Origin of the sequence: Kitasatospora sp. HPM-01-4 (assembly GCF_051374625.1) — a bacterium.
Lineage (GTDB): Bacteria > Actinomycetota > Actinomycetes > Streptomycetales > Streptomycetaceae > Kitasatospora.
In genome coordinates, this window is record NZ_JBPQGP010000005.1 from 4,358,338 (window position 1) to 4,376,363 (window position 18,026).

Here is an 18,026-nt window from a genome sequence, read left to right on the forward strand (position 1 = left end):
TGAAGGTGTATGGGAGCATTTGACCGTGACTGGAAACGGACAAATCAGGGTTTTCCTGCTAGATGATCATGAGGTCGTCCGACGCGGCGTACACGACCTTCTGTCCATGGAGGACGACATCACGGTCGTCGGCGAAGCCGGCACCGCCGCCGAGGCGCTGACCCGGATCCCGGCCGTCAACCCCGACGTCGCGATCCTCGACGTCCGGCTGCCGGACGGCAACGGCGTGGCGGTCTGCCGCGAGATCCGCTCGCACCGGCCCGAGATCAGGTGCCTGATGCTGACCTCCTTCTCGGACGACGAGGCGCTCTTCGACGCCATCATGGCCGGGGCGTCCGGGTACGTACTGAAGGCGATCCGCGGCACCGACCTGATCTCGGCGGTCCGCGACGTGGCGGCGGGAAAGTCCCTGCTCGACCCCATCGCCACCAGCCGGGTCCTGGAGCGGCTGCGCGACGGCGGCGAGAAGGAGGACGAACGGCTCGCCCAGTTGACGAAGCAGGAGCGGCGGATCCTCGACCTGATCGGCGAAGGTATGACGAACCGCCAGATCGGGAACGAACTGCACCTGGCCGAGAAGACCGTCAAGAACTACGTCTCCAGCCTGCTGGCCAAGATGGGGATGGAGCGCCGCACCCAGGCGGCCGCCTATGTGGCCCGGCGTCAGGCCGATCATCAGCATTAGGCACATCTCTGACACAATGTCAAGTACATGTGCAGGACTTGATTACGCTCCTGTTCCGTGACAACGCAAGGCCAGATCATCGTGTGCGCACCGGCTCGGCCGGACCGCACCGCACCCCCCTTCGGCACCCTCAGCCCCCCGGTCGCACTCGAGGACCTGACCGGAGTGCTGCGCTCCTACCGGATCGGCAGGCCCCGCGAGATACGGCCGGTGGCCGAGGGACTGCTCAACCGGGGTTACCGGATCACCACCGGATCCGGCCGCTACTTCCTCAAGTGCTACGTCGACCACGTCACCGCCACCCGGACCGCGATCACCGCCCAGCACCGCGCCAGCCGCGACCTGCACGCCCTCGGACTGCCCACCCCGTCCCCGCTGCCGGCCCTCGGCGGCCGGACCGTGACCTCGTACGGCGGACGGCTGTTCGCCCTCTACCCCTGGGTCGCCGGCCGGCACCGGCACGGTACCGAGCTGACCTGCGGGCAGTCCGCCGGACTCGGCGAGCTGCTCGGGCGGATCCACGGCTCACTCGGCAAGGTCTGCGCCCCCGTACCGCAGCCCGCCGGGCACGGCACCGCCGAGCCGGCCGAGACCGTCCTCCTGGTCGGCGAACTGCGCCGGCGGATCGCCCGCACCGAGGCCTACGGCCCCTTCGACGCGCTCGCCGAACAGCGCCTGGCCGAACGGCTGGAACTGATCGCCCTGTACCGGCACCGGCGGCCCGCCCCCGAGAGCGCCCCGCCGACCGGCTGGACCCACGGCGACTTCCACGGCCTCAACCTGCTCTACCGCGGCGAGAGCCTCGCGGCCGTCCTGGACTGGGACAAGCTCGGCACCCGCCCGCAGGCGGAGGAGGCCGTCCGGGCCGCCACGCTGATCTTCAACGACCGGGAGAGCGGCGTCCTGGACCTGGTCCGGGTCCGCCGCTACTCCCAGGCCTACCGGGCCTGCGGCGCCGCCACCGCGGCCCAACTGGCCGCCGCCGTACACCGCGTGTGGTGGGAGCGCCTCAACGACCTCTGGATGCTCCAGTGGCACTACCAGCGCGGGGACCACCGCGCCGACCCGCTCTTCCCCGCCTCGGCCGGCCAACTCGCCTGGTGGTGCCAGGAGTACGAACAGGTCCTGGACGCCTTCACCAACTGACCGGCGTGCTCGGGCGCGGGGCCCGTCGGAACCGGCGGGGACGCGAGGTTCCTCCGGGTCGGCCCCGCGCGCGGGTCGGAGGGCGACCGCTGCGCTCATGACCGGCTCACCTCCCGGAAAGCACGTTGCGCCGCCCGACCTTGAGGTCGGGCGGCGCAACTGTCAGGAGGGCGGAGGAGCTCCGGAACCCCCTGGTTTCCGTCAGTTGTTGGTGGTGCCCCCGCCGGCGCCTCCACCGGAGCCCCCGCCGGAGCCCTTACCGGTGTCGGGCGGGCCGCTCTGGCCACCGGAGGGGGTGGGGCCGGGGGGCTTGCTGTGCCCGGAGGTCGGCTGGTCGGTCGGCGAGTCGCTGGGCGGTGCGCTGACCGGTGCCGAGGCCGAGGACGACGGGGTCGGCGAGCCGGAGGCCCCGGCGGAGCGGCCCGGTGTCGGGGGCGGCGTCTGGGTGTCCTGCCACTCCGGCGGCGGGGAGTTGCGGTTCGGGTTGGTGTTGCCGCCGATGCTGTGGCTCGGCATGGGCAGCGGCGACGGCGCCGACGTGTCCGGGGTGTCGGTCGGCTCCGTGGACTGGCTCTGCGAGGTGCCGGTCTTCGGCGTCTGGTTGTAATCGTGCTTCGAACCGCCCGGGCTCAGCGCCATCGCGGCGCCGATCGCCACCACCGCGAACAGCGCCACCAGCCCGCCCAGCAGCGCCCAGGGCTTGCGCTTGCGCCCGTCGCCCTCGTGGCCGTAGCCGTCGTCCTGGTAACCGCCACCGTGCCCGCCGTCGTACGAACCGCCCGGGTACGGGCTCGACGGGGCGTTGTACTGGGCGGCGGCGGCCGGGTAGGGCATCATCGCCGTCTGGTCGTTCGGGGTGGCCACACCGGCGCCCGGTCCGTCGACCGAGCCCAGCGCCGTGGTGACGGCGGTCGCGTCGCCGTAGCCCTGGCCCGGGATCCCGGGGACGACGGCGGTCGGCCCGGTCGCGAAGGCGGCACTGGCCGCGCCGTGCATCTCCCGCAGGGCGTGCTGGACATGGGCCCGGAACTCGTCCGCGCTCTGGAAGCGGTCGTCCGGGTTCTTGGCCAGCGAGCGCAGCACCAGGTCGTCGAGGGCCGCGGGCACCCGGCTGTTGGCCTGCGAGGGCGGCACCGGCATGTCCTGGACGTGCTGGTAGACCACCGAGAGCGGGGTGTCCCCGGTGAACGGCGGACGGAGCGTCAGCAGCTCGTAGAGCATGCAGCCGGCCGCGTACAGGTCCGACCGGTGGTCAACCGCCTTGCCCAGGGCCTGTTCCGGCGACAGGTACTGCGGGGTGCCCATCACCATGCCGGTCTGGGTCATGGTGGTGGCGCCGCCGGTCAGCGCCCGGGCGATGCCGAAGTCCATCACCTTCACCGCGCCGGTGTTGGTGATGATGACGTTGGCGGGCTTGATGTCGCGGTGCACGATGCCGTTGCGGTGGCTGTAGGCGAGCGCCTCCAGCACCCCGGCCGTGATGATCAGCGCCTGGTCGACCGGCGGCGCGTCCTCGTCCATCAGCAGCTCACGGACGGTGTGGCCCTCGACCAGCTCCATCACGATGTACGGGGTCGAGTCCCCCGCCAGCTCCTCTTCGCCGGTGTCGTACACCGAGACGATCGAGTGGTGGTTGAGTGCCGCGACCGCGTGCGCCTCACGGGTGAAGCGCAGCCGGGCCACGTCGTCCTGGGCCAGGTCGGAGCGGAGCAGCTTGATCGCGACGGTCCGGCCGAGCCGCACGTCCTGTGCGGCGTAGACCTCCGCCATGCCGCCCCGGCCGAGCCGGTGCGTGATGCGGTAGCGGCCGCCGCCGAGCGTGCCCAGCGGAGCCGCGGTGCCGCGGCTCGGGGTGAACACCTGGTCGGGCGGCAGCAGCGGTGACTCCTCCGTGTCCGGACCGGCGCCCTGCGCCCCGGACGTCTGCCGAGTGTTCTCGTCGGTGTGCTCCGGGCCGCCGGAACCCTGGTCACCGGCACCCTGGGCGCGCTCCGCCTCGCCGTCTCCCGGCGTCTGTGTCTGTGCCATCACTCCTCGCCCCGGGCTGTCGCTCGGTGCGCGGTCGCCCTTCGGTTACGTCCTCAGAACGCTACAGCTTCGGTGTGCCGAGCGTGGAACCGCAGACCTGCCAATACGGTTCAGAACGTACTGTTCCGACCTTGATCGAGCTGGACCACCGAGATCGACCGGGCTCCGGTGGTGTTGAGGTTCAACACCTTCTGCTTCTCGTGCTTGGCCGCCACGATGCCGATGATGATCACAGCCAGCACGATAAGGCCGACGATCACGCCGACCACAACCAGGGCCGTCCCACAGCCGTTGCCGCCGCCGTTGTTCGCCGGACGCGGCGCGAAGGCCTGCGGCTGCGGCGCCGGGAACGGCTGCGGCGTGGGCGCCTGCTGGGGGAACGGCTGCGGGGTCGGCGCCGCCTGCCGCGGGAACTGCTGCGGGGTCGGCGCCTGCTGCGGGAACGGCGCCGGGGTCTGGTACTGCGGCGGGAAGGGCGTCGGCGTCTGCTGGTACCCCTGGGCAGGCTGCTGGAAATGCGGCGCCACCTGTGGGAACGGCTGCGGGGTCGGCTGCGTCTGCTGATACGGAGGCTGCGGGCCGGGCGGGGTCCTGGGGCCGGGCGGAGTCTGCGGTGCCTGCGGGAAGGAGGGCTGCTGCCGGTACCCCTGCACCTGCGGGAAGTCGGACGTCGACGGCGCCGCGTGCACCGAGCGCGGCCCCTCGCCGATCACCAGCGGGGTGCTCGCCTGCAGCGGCCCGCCGCCCTGCGTCCCGGCGGTGATCCGCTCGATCTCGGTGCGCATCGCGTCCGCGCTCGGGAACCGGTGTGCCGGTTCCTTGCGCAGCGCCCGGGCCACCAGCGCGTCCACCTCGGGGGTCACCGCCCGGTTCACCGTGGACGGTGCCGGGGGCTCCTCCTGCACGTGCTTGTACGCGATGGAGAAGGCGGTGTCCCCGTCGAACGGCAGGCTGCCGGTGAGCAGTTCGAAGAGCATGCAGCCCACCGAGTACAGGTCGGACCGCGCGTCCACGCCCTTGCCGAGCGCCTGCTCCGGCGAGAGGTACTGCGGGGTGCCGACCACCATGCCGGTCTGGGTCATCGAGGTCACGTCGGACTGCAGCGCACGCGCGATGCCGAAGTCCATCACCTTGACGACGCCCTTGGTGCTGACCATGACGTTGCCCGGCTTGATGTCCCGGTGCACCAGGCCCTGGTCGTGCGAGGCCTCCAGCGCCGACAGCACCGACGCGGTCACCTTCAGCGCCTGCTCGACGGGCATCGCGCCGTACCGCGTGATCGCCTCGTTGAGCACATCGCGCAGCGCCTTGCCCTCGACGTACTCCATGACGATGTACGGGGTCACCGAACCGTCCGCGCCGATGTCCTCGCCGCTGTCGAAGACCGAGACGATGTTGGTGTGCTGGAGCTTGGCGACCGCCTGCGCCTCGCGGCGGAACCGCAGCTTGAACGAGTCCTCGCGGCCGAGCTCGGTGTGCAGCGTCTTCACCGCGACCTGGCGGTCCAGCACCGTGTCGTGCGCCAGGTGCACGGAGGCCATGCCGCCCTGGCCGAGCAGGCGCCGCAGCACATAGCGGCCGTGCCCCAGGGCGGATCCCATCGCAGGCCCGCCCGTGGCGGTGCTGTCCTCGCTCATGGTCGTCCACTCCCCCTCGGCCCGGCGGTCCGCAGCCGCGTCGTCTCGTCCGGGTCCGGGACCCGCCGGTCGGCGGCCGGGGCCGACGACACGGGCCAGGGTATCGGCAATCCGTCACGGCCCCGGTCCAGGGGGCGACGGGCCGCCGCCGGGGGGGAAGCGGGCCGGGATCACGGCGTGCGCGCCGGGGCGCGGGGCCGCCCACCGGGGCTCCGCGCGCCCCGGGCGGCACACGGCCGGAGCACTCACCCGGCCGAGGCCGCCGCCCGGCCTCAGCACTGGGGGTATGAGTCAGAGATACGGGTCAGAGGTACGGGCCCGAGCGGAAGCCGCGGCCGGGCGCCGGCTCCTCGTCCTCGTGCTCCATGCCGTGGCCGCCCGCCGGCAGTGCCCGCCGCATCTGCTCCAGCTGCGCCCGCGCGGCCATCTGCTGGGCGAACAGCGCGGTCTGGATCCCGTGGAACAGCCCCTCCAGCCAGCCCACCAGCTGGGCCTGGGCGATCCGCAGCTCGGCCTCGGTGGGGATGGAGTCCTCGGTGAAGGGCAGCGAGAGCCGCTCCAGCTCCTCGACCAGCTCGGGGGCGAGCCCGAGTTCCAGTTCCTTGATCGAGCTGGCGTGGATGTCCTTCAGGCGGGCCCTGCTGGCCTCGTCCAGAGGCGCCGCCCTGACCTCCTCCAGCAGCTGCTTGATCATGCTGCCGATGCGCATGACCTTGGCCGGCTGCTCGACCATCTCGGTCACCGGCAGCTCCCGGGGCTCCGCGCTCTCGCCCTCACCGCCGCCGGACCGGCCCGCGAAACCGCTGGGAACCGCACCGATGGGCATGCCGTCCGGGCCGACGATCAGCACCTTCGCGCCCTCGTCCGCCCCCTGGGCCGCCGCCTGGTACGACTCCGACTGCGACCGTTCGTTCATCGGCTTCGTCATAGCTCCTTCATATGCTTCGGGCAGCGAGAGGGTCAACTGACCGACCATGACGCGGTCCAGGACCGGCCACCCGGCCGCCCCGCTCCTGACCCCCTGACTAACCGTCAATCCGTCCGAAAGCGCCCGGATCCCGCCCTCAGCGCCCGCGCAGCCGCAGCCCGATCAGCGCCAGACCGCAGCCGATCATGGTCAGCCCGGCTCCGAGCGGGAACTGGAGGTTGGAGGGGTCGGTCCACCGGATCGGCCCGGACAGGCCGTCCACGCCCTGTGCCTGCGCACGCGGCGAGGCCGCATCGGCGGTCGGCGACGGCTCCTCGCCCGGCTCCGGATCCTGCGGTCCGTCCGCCGGTACGTCCGGCCAGAGCGGACCGGCCTCGTCCGCCCCGCCGGACCCGCGGCCGGGCCCGGAGCCGCGTGGGCCGCCCCTGGCCCACCGGTGCACGGCCCAGGGCGGCGCACCTCGGACACCGCCCCAGGAGGCGCCCCACGGCCGATCGCCGGCCCCGCCCGCAGAGCCGCCGCCCGCAGAGCCGCCGCCGGGAGCGTCCTCGGACGGGACCGCGCTCGGCCCGGCCGCCTCCCCGTCGGCCCGCTCACCGGTCGGGCCGGACGGGGCAGCGGCCCCGGACGCCGCCGAGGGCCCTGGCGTGGCCGGAGCCGTCGGCATGGCCGTCCCCGGCGCGGCACCGCCCTGCTCCACGGACGCCTCGACGGCACTCCCGGCGGGGGACGGCGCCAGCGGCGGCAGCACCATGCGCCCCTCGGCCCCGGCCACGAACGACGCGAGCACCCCCGGTGCGAGCGGCCCGAACGCCTCGGTGGACAGCCCCGCGACACCCGCCGCCGGACTCGCGGCCGCCCCCGGCGCCGCGAACGGCTGCGGAAGGCCCCGCCCGGCCGGATGGCCGGCCCGTGCCGGGCCGGCCGTCCGCATCGGATCCGTGTCCGTGGCAGCCATGCCCGCCGATGCCAGCAGGGGGGCGGCGCCACCGCCCACCGCCAGGGCCGGACCTGCCAGCAGCAGCGGCACGACCACGCCGGTGGCGGCGACCGCCGCCCACCGGCGCGGTACGGCACAGCAGGGCGGCAGCGCGGCACAGAGCGTGGAGAACGCGTTGGTAAGTGCGGCCACGGACGGAGGTCCTTCCGACGGCCGACCGCGCTCGGGACGCGGCCGGCGGCGGGACAACTCCGCACCAGATTCACACATTCCGACATCTCAGGCACTTCGGACACTTCGGTCACTGCTTCGGAGTCTCCGGCCACTCACCGTCACCGCGCTCCGCCGCGTCACCGCCCCCGGCTCCCAACCCGCCCCGACGGGCCCCGATCCGCGGCCGCGAAGGCCATGGACAGCTGTTCTGACGATCCGTCAATCCCACGTCCGGCATACGGCTCCAGAAGCCGCTCGGACATCAACCCGCCGTTGCCGCACGGCTCCAGGGCAGACCGGCCTGCCGACGGAGGAGTCCCACCGCCACCTCGACCGCCTCCCGTGGCCGTCCGAGGCCCGGTCGAGTCGATGTGCCCGGTGCGCACCACCATGGTGACCGGCGTCAAGCCGCTTACGTCGAAGGGGAACTGACATGCCTGTGGTAACGCTCTACTCTCCCGGCCCCAGCCCCGGCCGCGCCGCGCTGGAGGGCCTCGCGCAGGAGATCGCCTCGGTACTCGGCATCCCGGCGGACCGCTGCCGGCTGCTCTGGCAGCAGGTGGCCGCCGGGTCCGCCGGCAAAGTCGGCACCCTCACCGGCCGGGGCCGCGCGGCAACACGGAGTGGCCCAAGGTCGGCATCTTCGCCGGCCCGGACGTGCACGTCCCCGGCCTGGACGCGGTCGACGGAACGCCGGTCGTCGACATCAAGCCGTACATGGTGGAGTTCGGGCCGCAGGGTGAGGTCGCCCAGCCGTCCTGGTCCACCGAGGTGATGCGCGGGTACTACCAGGACCGACCGGCAATAGGACGCGAGTCGCCGCCCTCCGCCAAGGGCACGGGCCCTGCCCCCGCCCGTGCGGAGACAGGGCCCGTGCCCGCCGGCGGACCCGGCTCAGGCCCTGAGGATCACCTTGCCGACCTGCTCGCCCGCCTCCAGCGCCCGGTGGGCGTCGGCGGCCTCGGTCATCGGCAGCACCCGGTCCACCACGGGCTTGACCACGCCCGCCTCGATCAGCGGCCAGACGTGCTCGCGCACCGCCGCCACGATCGCCGCCTTCTCCGCGAGCGGACGGCCGCGCAGGTTGGTGGCGACGACCGCGGCCCGCTTGGCCAGCAGGGTGCCGAGGTCGAGCTCGCCCTTCACCCCGCCCTGCAGGCCGATGATCGACAGGCGGCCGTTGACCGCCAGCGCGTCCACGTTCCGCTGCAGGTACTTGGCGCCCATGATGTCCAGGATCACGTCGACCCCGGCGCCGCCGGTGGCCTCCTTCACCGCCTCGACGAAGTCCTGCTTGCGGTAGTCGATCCCGACGTCCGCCCCCAGCTCCGCGCAGCGGGACAGCTTCTCGGGGCTGCCCGCGGTCACCAGCACCTTCGCCCCGACCGCCTTCGCCAGCTGGATCGCCATCGTCCCGATCCCGCTCGCCCCGCCGTGGATCAGCACCGTCTCACCGGGCCTGAGGTGGGCCACCTGGAACACGTTGGACCAGACCGTGGCGACCACCTCGGGCAGCGCGGCGGCCTCCTCCGGGGTCAACCCCTTGGGAATCGGCAGCAGTTGGCCGACCGGAACCGCCACCCGCTGGGCGTAGCCGCCGCCGCTGAGCAGGGCGCACACCTCGTCGCCGACCGCCCAGCCCGCCACGCCCGGGCCGAGCGCGACGATCCGTCCGGCGCACTCGAGGCCGAGGTAGGGCGACGCACCCGGCGGCGGGTCGTAGAACCCCTGCCGCTGCAGCAGATCGGCCCGGTTGACGGCACTGGCCGCCACCTCGACCAGCACCTCCCCGGCTGCGGGCACCGGATCCGGCACCTCCGCCCAGGTCAGCACTTCCGGGCCGCCCGGCTCAGGAATCGTGATCGCATACATGGCTCCGACGCTACTCCCAAACCGGACCGGACCTCAGTGGGCCTCACCGGAACACGGCGGATCGCAGCGGCCGGCCGACGCGCGCCCACGTCGCCGGCAGGCAGCAGACGGAACACGGAACGTAGCGAGGATGCGACATAGCGTGCCAACGCTCCGGCGCGCGGCGACAGTTGCACTCCCCATCACCCAAGTCCGCGCCTGCCAGGCTTCGTTGGACCGCCATCCAAGGCGCCCGGCCGACACACTGCAGGTCAACGGCGCTGTTCGAAGCCGGGATCAAGCATGCTTGGTGCCGTGACTGGTGACCGTTCATCCAAGTCCGGCCGCCGCGCCCCGCACCTGTGGACTCCACAGGAGGCCCGGGCGCGCGCCATGGACACCGCCCGCGCCGGCCGGGACCCGGACCCGGGCCGCGACATCACGCTGCCCGGCCGCCGGTACGTCCCACCGATGCGCCACATCGCCCGGCGGCTGCTGCTGGCGCTCGCGGTGCTGGTCGCCACCACGCTCATCGTGTGGCTGGGCCGCGACGGCTACCACGACAACGCCGGCGGCACGGTCGGCCTGCTCGCCGCCGCGTACTACGCCACCGTCAGCCTCTCCACCACCGGGTACGGCGACATCATCCCGGTCAGCGACGCCGCACGGATCACCAACATCCTGGTGATCACCCCGCTGCGCGTCCTCTTCCTGATCATCCTGGTCGGCACCACCCTGGAGGTGCTCACCGAACGGACCCGCCGGCAGCGGCGGATCGAACGCTGGAGGTCCACCGTGCACGAGCACACCGTCGTCATCGGCTACGGCACCAAGGGCCGCAGCGCCGTCCAGACCCTGCTCGGCCAGGGCGTGCCGAAGGAGTCCATCGTCGTGGTGGACCCGCAGCACAAGGCGGTCGAACAGGCCTCGATGGACGGGCTGGTGGGCGTAGTCGGCGACGCGACCCGCACCGACACCCTGCGGCGGGCCGAACTGCCGCGCGCCGCACGGGTGGTGGTGGCACCGGAACGGGACGACACGGCCGCCCTGGTCACCCTGACGGCACGCCAGCTCAACAAGAGCGCCACCGTGGTCGCCGCGGTACGGGAGGACGAGAACGCCCCGCTGCTGCGGCAGAGCGGCGCCGACATGGTGGTCACCAGCTCCAGTTCGGCGGGCCGGCTGCTCGGCCTCTCCATGCTCAGCCCGAACGCCGGAGTGGTCATGGGGGATCTGCTGACCTACGGCAGCGGCCTCGATCTGGTCGAACGCCCGGTCACCCGCGCCGAGGCCGGGCACAGCCCCCGCGACTGCGCCGACCTGGTCCTCGCCGTCGTCCGGGGCCACCGGATCCTCGACTACGCCGACCCCGAGGCCGCCACCCTCCACCTCACCGACCGTGTCATCACCATCCGGCGGGTGAGCCAGTAGGGAGGGCGCTCCGCACCCGCCGCCTCGGCCGCTCCCGGGGGCGGCTACGGCACCGGGAGCAGCTCCACCCGGGCGCCCGCCCGAACGCCGCCGGGCGGGATGACCGCGAGCGCCTCGGCGAGCGCCAGCCCCCGGAGCATCGCGGGACCGCCGAAGGCCAGCGGCAGGACCCCCTCCTCGGTGCGGACCACCGGCAGCAGCCTGGTGTCCTCGGGGTGGCCGGGGAAGTCCCGGGCGGCCACGGCGGGTTCCGGGGTCCGGGGACGGCGGCCGGAGAGGGCGTGCAGCAGCGGCAGGGCGAGCGTGACCGTCCCGGCGACGGCGGCCAGCGGGTTGCCGGGCAGGCCCACCAGGTGGCGTCCGCCGGGGAGCTCGGCCAGCAGCATCGGGTGCCCGGGCCGGACCGCGACGCCGTCCACCAGCAGCCGCGCCCCGACGGCCGTCAGCGCCTCGTGCAGGAAGTCCACCGGACCGGCCGCGGTACCGCCGGTGGTGACCACCACATCGGCGGGCGAGAACCGTACGGCGTCCCGGAGCAGCCCGAAGTCGTCCCCGACCCGGCGCCGGTCGATGATCTCGGCCCCCGACGCGGTCAGCCACGGCGGCAGCAGAGGGCCGAGCGCATCCCGGACCAGGCCGTCCCCGGGGACCCCCGAGTCCAGCAACTCGTCGCCGAGCAGCAGGAGTTCGACGGTCGGGCGGCGGTGCACGGCCAGGCTGTCGAGGCCGCAGGCGGCGGCCAGCCCGAGCACCGCGGGGGTGACCGGCGTACCTGCGGGCAGCAGCGGCTCACCGCGCCGGCACTCCTGGCCGCGCGGCCGGACGTCCTGACCGGGCGCCACATCGCACAACGGGTGCAGCAGGCCCCGGTCGACCCGCCCGTGCTCCCGGCGCAGCACCCCGGTCGCGCCGTCCGGGACCCGCGCCCCGGTCGCGATCTCCACGGCCTCGCCGTCGGCGAGTGCGCCCCGCGGCCCCTCCCCGGGTTCTCCGGTCCCGGCCGGAGTGTCCGGATCCGGGCGGTCCCCCGCCAGGATCCGGCCCGAGGTGTGCCAGGGGCCGGGGCCCGCGACCGCCCAGCCGTCCATCGCCGAGGTGTCGAAGCCGGGCAGGTCGGTGAGCGCGGCCAACGGCGCCGCCAGGGTTCGGCCGAGCGCCTCGGAGAGCGGGACCTCCACCTTCGGCAGGGGCCCGCGCACCGCCAGCCGGGCCGCGCGGCGGGCCTGCGGCCACCCGCCGCGGCTCAGCGGCGCGGCGCCACCGCCGCCTCCCGCCCGCGCCGCACCGGGGGCCTCGGGCACATCGGTCAGCGCGCTCACGCCGACCCCGTCCCCGGCCCGCCGCCGGACCCGGCACCACCGTCCGGCGAGCCCGCCGCCCAGCGCTCGGCCAGCGCGGCGGTCCGGGCGCTGGCCGCGGCGACGGCCTGCGGCCCACCGCCCTGCTGGGCGGCGGCGTAGCCGATCAGGAAGGCGGTCAGCGGGGCGGCCGGGCGGTCCACCCCGTGCGCGACCACCCGGGCGAGGTCCAGCAGACCGCGTACGTCCACCTCCAGGTCGATCCCCAGCTCGGTGCTGACTTCGGCGATCCAGTCATCCAGCGTGCGCTCCATAGGGCCATGCTGCCCGATCGCGACGCTCCCCGGGCCGCTCCGCCGGTCAGGATCACGAGTCGTTTCGCTCACCACCGCCCCTGACGCCCGGTGAGGTCCCGGGCGGCGTGAGCGTCCGGCCCGGCGGACCCGTCAGCGGTCGGGGCCGTAGGCGCACAGGAAGGCCGCCACGGCGGCGTCGGCGATTCCGCGCGGCTCGACGGCGGGCAGGCCGCGGGTTCCGAACCGGGAGCGGTACTCCAACGGGCCGGTGAGCGGGGCGGGGAAGTAAGACCGACCGGCAATAGGGAGCGTGGGTGAAGAAGGGGGTCCCCCCGGCCGAAGGCTGGGGGAGGGTCGAGAGCCGAGTCTGGGCGTGCATCGTGAGGAGAGCGCAGCGGCGCTGCGCGCGACGAGGGATGTGCGTCCAGGCGAGAGCTATCGGCACGCGACGCCGCGGGCCCTGTTGCCGGTCGGTCTAAGTCGCCCACTACCCCCCGTGGGCCGCCCAGCTCGAACCGCTGCTCGCGGCGGAGCCGTCCGGGCGCTCCTGACCAGACCTGAGGGCGTGTCCGACCCGCCCTAGCCGCCCGGCCGCCGCCGAGCACGCTCCCGCTCCCGCGCCCGCTCCAGCTCCTCCCAGGTGTCGCAGTCGTACGCCGCGCCCCGCGGGTCGGCCAGCCGGGTGAGGTCCAGCGGGGCCAGCAGGCGGCGCAGGGGCAGCCCGTCCGGGTCGCCGAGGCCGGCCAGCGCGCGGCGCAGCGCGGCGGTGCGGTAGGCGGCGGCCAGCGGCTGGTCGCGGCCGGCGGCGTCGACCAGCAGGGCGCCCTCGCAGCCGGTGTCGTCCAGTGCGGCCAGCAGCCGCCGGAGTGTCGGGCGGTCGAGGAAGGGCAGGTCCGCGGCGAGCAGCAGGACGCGTTCGGCGCCGATCCGCCCGAGTCCCGCGGCGACGGCTGCGACCGGGCCGCCGCCGGGCGGCTGCTCCCGGGTCCAGGTCACCCCGGCGCGTTCGGTGTCCCTCGGCGGGCCGACCACGACCGTCGTACCGGCGTCCGCGCAGGCGGCGAGGACCCGGTCGAGCAGGGTCCGTCCGCCGACCTCCAGCCCGGGCTTGTCCGCTCCGCCGAACCTGCGGGCGGCGCCCCCGGCCAGCACCATCGCGTCGTACCCCGTCATGCCGCCAGTATCCGCCGCCGGCCCTCCGCTCAGGCGCTCAGGGCTCGTCGACGATCTCCGCGTCGACGATCCCGCTCTCGTCGTGCCGCTCGGTGACGGCGGGCCCCACCGGCTCACCGGTCACAGGCGGGGCCGCGGCGAGCCTGGCGGTGTTGGCGGCCGCGCCGAGCTGCAGGAACACCGGCAGCGTCAGACCGCCGTGGCGCTCGTTGACCGCGGCGGCGAGCGCCTCGGGATCGTCGGGATGCTCGGCCAGGGCCCGGTCGAAGTCCTGCAGGTACTCGCCGGTGAAGGCGAGCACGCGGATCGCGTCGTCGTCGTACCCGGGCGCGCGGTGCCCGGCGATCACCCGGTCCACGTCCAGGTCGGCGATCCGGGCCAGGTTGTGGCCCCAGTCCAGGCGCCGGGCCTCGTCGGTGTCGGCCGTCCAGAGGTGGGTGCCGTGGTAGGCGAAGTCCCCCGCGACGACGGTACGGGCGCTGGGGACGTAGGCGAGGGTGGCGCCCTCGCTGTCGCCCTGGCCGAGGTGCAGCACCCGGATCAGCTGCTGGTCGACCATCAGCGGCTGGGGCAGCAGCGGGGCGGGCAGCAGCGGGTGGTCGGGGATGTCGTCGCCGTACACCGGCTTCCACTGGGCGACCTTGGCGGCGGCGGTCCGGGCGATCGCCTCCACCACGGGCGGCGCGGCCAGCAGCTGGGCCTTGGGGAAGAGCTTCAGCACCTCCTCGGCGCCGAAGTAGTGGTCGGGGTGGTGGTGGGTGATCACCACGGCCAGCAGCTGGCGCTGCTTGGCCGCGACCCACTCGGCGAGTTCACGTCCGGCGCTGCGGGTGAGCTGGGTGTCGATCAGGATCGCGGTCCGCTCGCCCACGATCAGGGTGGAGGTGGCGAAGAAGCCGCTCTCCGGGCCGGTGAAGACCTCGATCCGGAGCGGGCGGGCGGCTGGGGTCCCCATGCCTCGGTCGGCCGGCTGTGCCCCGGCATCGTCGGACGGGGACGGCGTCACGTCTGCTCCCTGGTCGGTGTGGCGGGCCCGGCCGGGCCCCGTGCGGTACCAGCTTGGAAGCAACGGCCGACGAACGCCGGGTAGGCGCGCCCAGGTGAGTGATCGGCCACATCACGCCGGCGCACGGCCCCCCCCCGGTCCGCGGACACCCCTCCCAGGCCCGCTGCGCACGGTACCCCGCGTTCACCGTCCTGTCAGGCGGATGACCACTCCGACGCCGCCGCACCGGCTCCGGCGCTCCACCGTCGCGGCCGGCGCCGCACTCGGTGCGGCGGCGCAGGGGAGCGGGCCGGTGCCGAGGAGACGCCGCGTCGGCTCCGCCCGCCCCGGGGGTGCTACTTCTTCTTTCCGGTGAGCTGCTGGAGGCGGGTTTCGACGCCCCAGGCGGTGACGCGCAGCAGGGCTTCGACGACGATGTTGCGGCTCATCTTGGAGGCGCCCAGTTCGCGTTCGATGAAGGTGATGGGGACTTCGGTGACCTTGAAGCCGGCCTTGACGGCGCGCCAGGCGAGGTCGACCTGGAAGCAGTAGCCGGCCGAGGCGACCTGGTCCATGCCCAGGCCGAGCAGGGTCTCCTTGCGGAAGGCGCGGTAGCCGCCGGTGACGTCGCGGATGGGGACGTCGAGCATCAGGCGGGAGTAGGTGGAGCCGCCGCGGGAGAGCAGCACGCGGGACTTCGGCCAGTTGACGATCTTGCCGCCGGGGACCCAGCGGGAGCCGAGGACCAGGTCGCTTCCGCGCAGGGCGGTGAGCAGGCGGGGGAGTTCCTCGGGCTGGTGGGAGCCGTCGGCGTCCATCTCGACCAGGACGTCGTAGCCGTTCTCGATGCCCCAGCGGAAGCCGGCCAGGTACGCGGCGCCGAGGCCTTCCTTGCCCTTGCGGTGCATGACGTGGACGTGCTCGTCCTCGGCAGCGATCTTGTCGGCGGCCTCGCCGGTACCGTCGGGGCTGTTGTCGTCGGCCACCAGCACGTGCGCCTCGGGGACGGCGGCCCGCACCCGGGAGACGATCCGCTCGACGTTCTCGACCTCGTTGTAGGTCGGGATGATCACCAGCACCGGGCCGAGATCGGCGAAGGTGCTCTCCTTGGGGGCAGTCACGTCTGTGCCTTTCGAAGCAGCTGGAATAAACAGCGAGCCCGCGGCCCTAAGGCCGGATCGGCAGTGCGCGAGTTGGTGTATGGGCCCACACGTATGAAGAGGTCAAGGATGCGCATGCTACCTCGGCACGATGAGTCCGCCGACTGCCAGGGCTCAGGGGGTTTTCCGGACCGGACCTCCCCCCGTCGGTAGTCTCTTAGCCCAACCTGAACACCCGTGGGCCGCACGGCAAACGGCGGTCGGCGGCTGGACCGGCCCCTCTTCACAGCCGGGCCGTCCGGCCTGCGGATCCGTCCCGGACACCCCTGCCGGACGCCCCGCGCCGATGCCGTACCGGCCGGCGGAACGCGCTCCGGCTGTTCACCGGGAGGTCCCTCGGGCCTGGCCCGCCGGTCTCCTGGGTCGGTTAGGGTCGTTTCTCCCAGTACTCCCGGGTACTCCCGGTTGGCCCGGCGACCGCCCCGGCCGGCCGGGGCGACGCACAGAACAGGCAGGACCGCGCACATGGACAGGCTCGTCAACACCGTCCGCCCGTACGCCTGGGGATCGGTCACCGCCATCCCCGAGCTGCTCGGAGTGGCGGCGACCGGTGAGCCGCAGGCCGAGCTGTGGATGGGGGCGCACCCGGGTTCACCCTCCCGGGTGGACCGTGGCGAGGGCGGCCGTTCACTCGCGGCGCTGATCGCGGAGGACCCGCGGCGCGAGCTCGGCGACACCGGCGTGGCCAAGTTCGGCCCCGAGCTGCCGTTCCTGCTCAAGGTGCTGGCCGCCGGAACGCCGCTCTCCATCCAGGCGCACCCCGATCTGGCCCAGGCCAGGGCCGGGTTCGCTGACGAGGAGGCCCGCGGGGTGCCGCTCGACGCTCCGCACCGCAACTACAAGGACGCCAACCACAAGCCCGAACTGATCTGCGCGCTCAGCGAGTTCGAGGGCCTGTGCGGGTTCCGTCCCCCCGTCGAGGCGGCCGGTCTGCTGCGGTCGCTGGGTGTCCCTGCGCTCACCCCGCTGATCGAGATCCTGCGGGGCAAGCCCGAGTCCGAGGCGCTGAGCGAGGCCCTCGCCACCATCCTGACCATGACCGGCGACGGCGCCCGGGCCACCGTCGCCGAGGTCGCCGCCGCCGTCCAGCGGGCCGCCGAGGCCGAGCCGGACGGCCAGTTCGCCGGCTACGCCTTCGTCGCACGGGAGTTCCCCGGTGACACCGGACTGCTGGCCGCGCTCCTGCTCAACCACGTGCGGCTGCAGCCCGGTGAGGCGCTGTACCTCGGTGCGGGTGTCCCGCACGCCTATCTGCGCGGGCTCGGCATCGAGATCCTGGCCAACTCCGACAACGTGCTGCGCGGCGGGCTGACCCCCAAGCACGTGGACGTGCCCGAGCTGCTGCGTGTGGTGATCTTCCAGGGCGGGGAGCCCGAGGTGCTGCGTCCGGTCGCCGACGCCGACGGCGAGGAGCTCTACGCCGTGCCGATCGACGAGTTCCGGCTGTCCCGGTTCACCCCCGGCACCGCCACCCGCCGCCTGACCGGGCTCGCCCCGCAGATCCTGCTCTGCACCGAGGGCACCGCCCGCCTCACCGCCGCCGACGGCAGCACGCTGACCCTGGCCCGCGGCGAGTCCGCCTTCCTCCCGGCGACCGGCACCGACACCGCACTCACCGGGCCGGACGCCACCGTCTTCCGCGCGACGGTCACGCTCTGACCGCTGCCGGGCGGCTCCCCTCGAACACGGGGAGCCCGCTGCGGCGAGGGCTCACTCCCGGATGGGCGGTTCGCCCTTGGACCAGGCCACCTGGAGCCGGAGCAGGTCGAACCGCCAGCCGTCCACCGTGCGCACGGCCTCGCCGGACATCCGCCCGGCGATGTCGAAGGAGCTGCCGGGCGCGAGCGATCGCTGTGCGTGCGGCCGGTCCGGGAGTACGTGCAGGCAGAGCAGGTTGAACTGGAAGGCGGCCCGGCCACCCTGCACGGTGATGCCGTAGTTGGACCCGAAGTGCACCGTCCGGGCGTATCTCCCCAGCACCTTGGACTGGTACTCCGCCAGCCCCGCCAGCCCCTCCCAGCGGCCCATCGGGAACACCAGCCGGACGTCCTTGGTGAACAGCGACCGGGCCCACTCCTCGTCGCAGACCCGGTCGTCCAGACTCGCCAGGTACCGGTCGATCAGCCTCACCACCGCGTCGCGCTCCACGTACGCGCCCAACAGTTCGCGCAGCATGGCGAGTTCGGCCGACTCGTCCGGCCCCCAGCCGTTCGTGTTCGTCATGCTTCCATGATGAAATCTCAAGCCGACTTCAC

Annotated in this window: 13 protein-coding genes and 3 pseudogenes; 5 read left to right on the top strand and 11 right to left on the bottom strand. The window is 73.7% G+C overall.

Going from position 1 to position 18,026, the window contains the following annotated elements; translation table 11 throughout:
• The first annotated feature begins 25 nt into the window (after positions 1–25).
• Entirely contained in the window at positions 26–685 is a 660-nt protein-coding gene (locus ACSMTC_RS18965) for a response regulator (RefSeq protein WP_436560889.1), read from the top strand.
• Positions 686–742: 57 nt separating this feature from the next.
• Positions 743–1,831: a phosphotransferase enzyme family protein gene (locus ACSMTC_RS18970; protein WP_436560890.1), complete on the top strand. Its 1,089-nt coding sequence runs from the start codon at positions 743–745 to the stop codon at positions 1,829–1,831.
• 201 nt (positions 1,832–2,032) lie between these two features.
• Here the strand turns inward: ACSMTC_RS18970 and ACSMTC_RS18975 are convergent, their stop codons facing one another.
• From ACSMTC_RS18975 to ACSMTC_RS18990, 4 genes are all read right to left on the bottom strand, one after another.
• A complete protein-coding gene (locus ACSMTC_RS18975; protein ID WP_436560891.1) occupies positions 2,033–3,859 on the bottom strand; it encodes a protein kinase domain-containing protein in 1,827 nt (608 codons plus the stop codon).
• A gap of 110 nt (positions 3,860–3,969) precedes the next feature.
• On the bottom strand, positions 3,970–5,496 hold the full coding sequence (locus tag ACSMTC_RS18980; RefSeq protein ID WP_436560892.1) for a protein kinase domain-containing protein: 1,527 nt from the start codon (positions 5,494–5,496) through the stop codon (positions 3,970–3,972).
• A 304-nt stretch (positions 5,497–5,800) separates the two neighbouring features.
• Positions 5,801–6,424, bottom strand: a complete 624-nt coding sequence (locus ACSMTC_RS18985; protein ID WP_436560893.1) for a bacterial proteasome activator family protein — start codon at positions 6,422–6,424, stop codon at positions 5,801–5,803.
• Between the two features lie 136 nt (positions 6,425–6,560).
• Complete coding sequence (locus ACSMTC_RS18990; protein WP_436560894.1) at positions 6,561–7,556, bottom strand: hypothetical protein; 996 nt, start codon at positions 7,554–7,556, stop codon at positions 6,561–6,563.
• 570 nt (positions 7,557–8,126) lie between these two features.
• On the opposite strand from ACSMTC_RS18990, the pseudogene ACSMTC_RS18995 reads away from it, so the two are divergent.
• Positions 8,127–8,291: pseudogene (locus tag ACSMTC_RS18995) on the top strand (TrmO family methyltransferase domain-containing protein); the annotation flags it as partial.
• Positions 8,292–8,471: 180 nt separating this feature from the next.
• Here ACSMTC_RS18995 and ACSMTC_RS19000 read toward each other — a convergent pair.
• Positions 8,472–9,449 (bottom strand): NAD(P)H-quinone oxidoreductase, encoded by a 978-nt coding sequence (locus ACSMTC_RS19000; RefSeq protein WP_436560895.1) that lies wholly within the window; start codon positions 9,447–9,449, stop codon positions 8,472–8,474.
• Positions 9,450–9,821: 372 nt separating this feature from the next.
• Between ACSMTC_RS19000 and ACSMTC_RS19005 the strand changes: the two genes are divergently transcribed.
• Positions 9,822–10,859, top strand: a complete 1,038-nt coding sequence (locus ACSMTC_RS19005; RefSeq protein WP_436564731.1) for a potassium channel family protein — start codon at positions 9,822–9,824, stop codon at positions 10,857–10,859.
• 44 nt (positions 10,860–10,903) lie between these two features.
• Here the strand turns inward: ACSMTC_RS19005 and ACSMTC_RS19010 are convergent, their stop codons facing one another.
• The 5 genes and pseudogenes from ACSMTC_RS19010 to ACSMTC_RS19030 form a co-directional block, all read right to left on the bottom strand.
• Complete coding sequence (locus tag ACSMTC_RS19010; RefSeq protein ID WP_436564732.1) at positions 10,904–12,169, bottom strand: molybdopterin molybdotransferase MoeA; 1,266 nt, start codon at positions 12,167–12,169, stop codon at positions 10,904–10,906.
• 5 nt (positions 12,170–12,174) lie between these two features.
• Positions 12,175–12,489, bottom strand: a pseudogene (locus tag ACSMTC_RS19015) (DUF6457 domain-containing protein); the annotation flags it as partial.
• A 567-nt stretch (positions 12,490–13,056) separates the two neighbouring features.
• Positions 13,057–13,626, bottom strand: a pseudogene (mobA, locus tag ACSMTC_RS19020) (molybdenum cofactor guanylyltransferase); the annotation flags it as partial.
• 37 nt (positions 13,627–13,663) lie between these two features.
• Positions 13,664–14,632, bottom strand: coding sequence for an MBL fold metallo-hydrolase (locus ACSMTC_RS19025; protein WP_436560896.1), 969 nt, complete (start codon positions 14,630–14,632; stop codon positions 13,664–13,666).
• 335 nt (positions 14,633–14,967) lie between these two features.
• Positions 14,968–15,732, bottom strand: coding sequence for a polyprenol monophosphomannose synthase (locus tag ACSMTC_RS19030; protein ID WP_436560897.1), 765 nt, complete (start codon positions 15,730–15,732; stop codon positions 14,968–14,970).
• A gap of 504 nt (positions 15,733–16,236) precedes the next feature.
• Between ACSMTC_RS19030 and manA the strand changes: the two genes are divergently transcribed.
• On the top strand, positions 16,237–17,430 hold the full coding sequence (manA, locus tag ACSMTC_RS19035) for a mannose-6-phosphate isomerase, class I (RefSeq protein WP_436560898.1): 1,194 nt from the start codon (positions 16,237–16,239) through the stop codon (positions 17,428–17,430).
• Between the two features lie 51 nt (positions 17,431–17,481).
• Here the strand turns inward: manA and ACSMTC_RS19040 are convergent, their stop codons facing one another.
• Positions 17,482–17,994 carry a nuclear transport factor 2 family protein gene (locus tag ACSMTC_RS19040; RefSeq protein ID WP_436560899.1) on the bottom strand — a complete coding sequence of 171 codons (513 nt, stop codon included), beginning with the start codon at positions 17,992–17,994 and terminating at the stop codon, positions 17,482–17,484.
• Between the last annotated feature and the right edge of the window lie 32 nt (positions 17,995–18,026).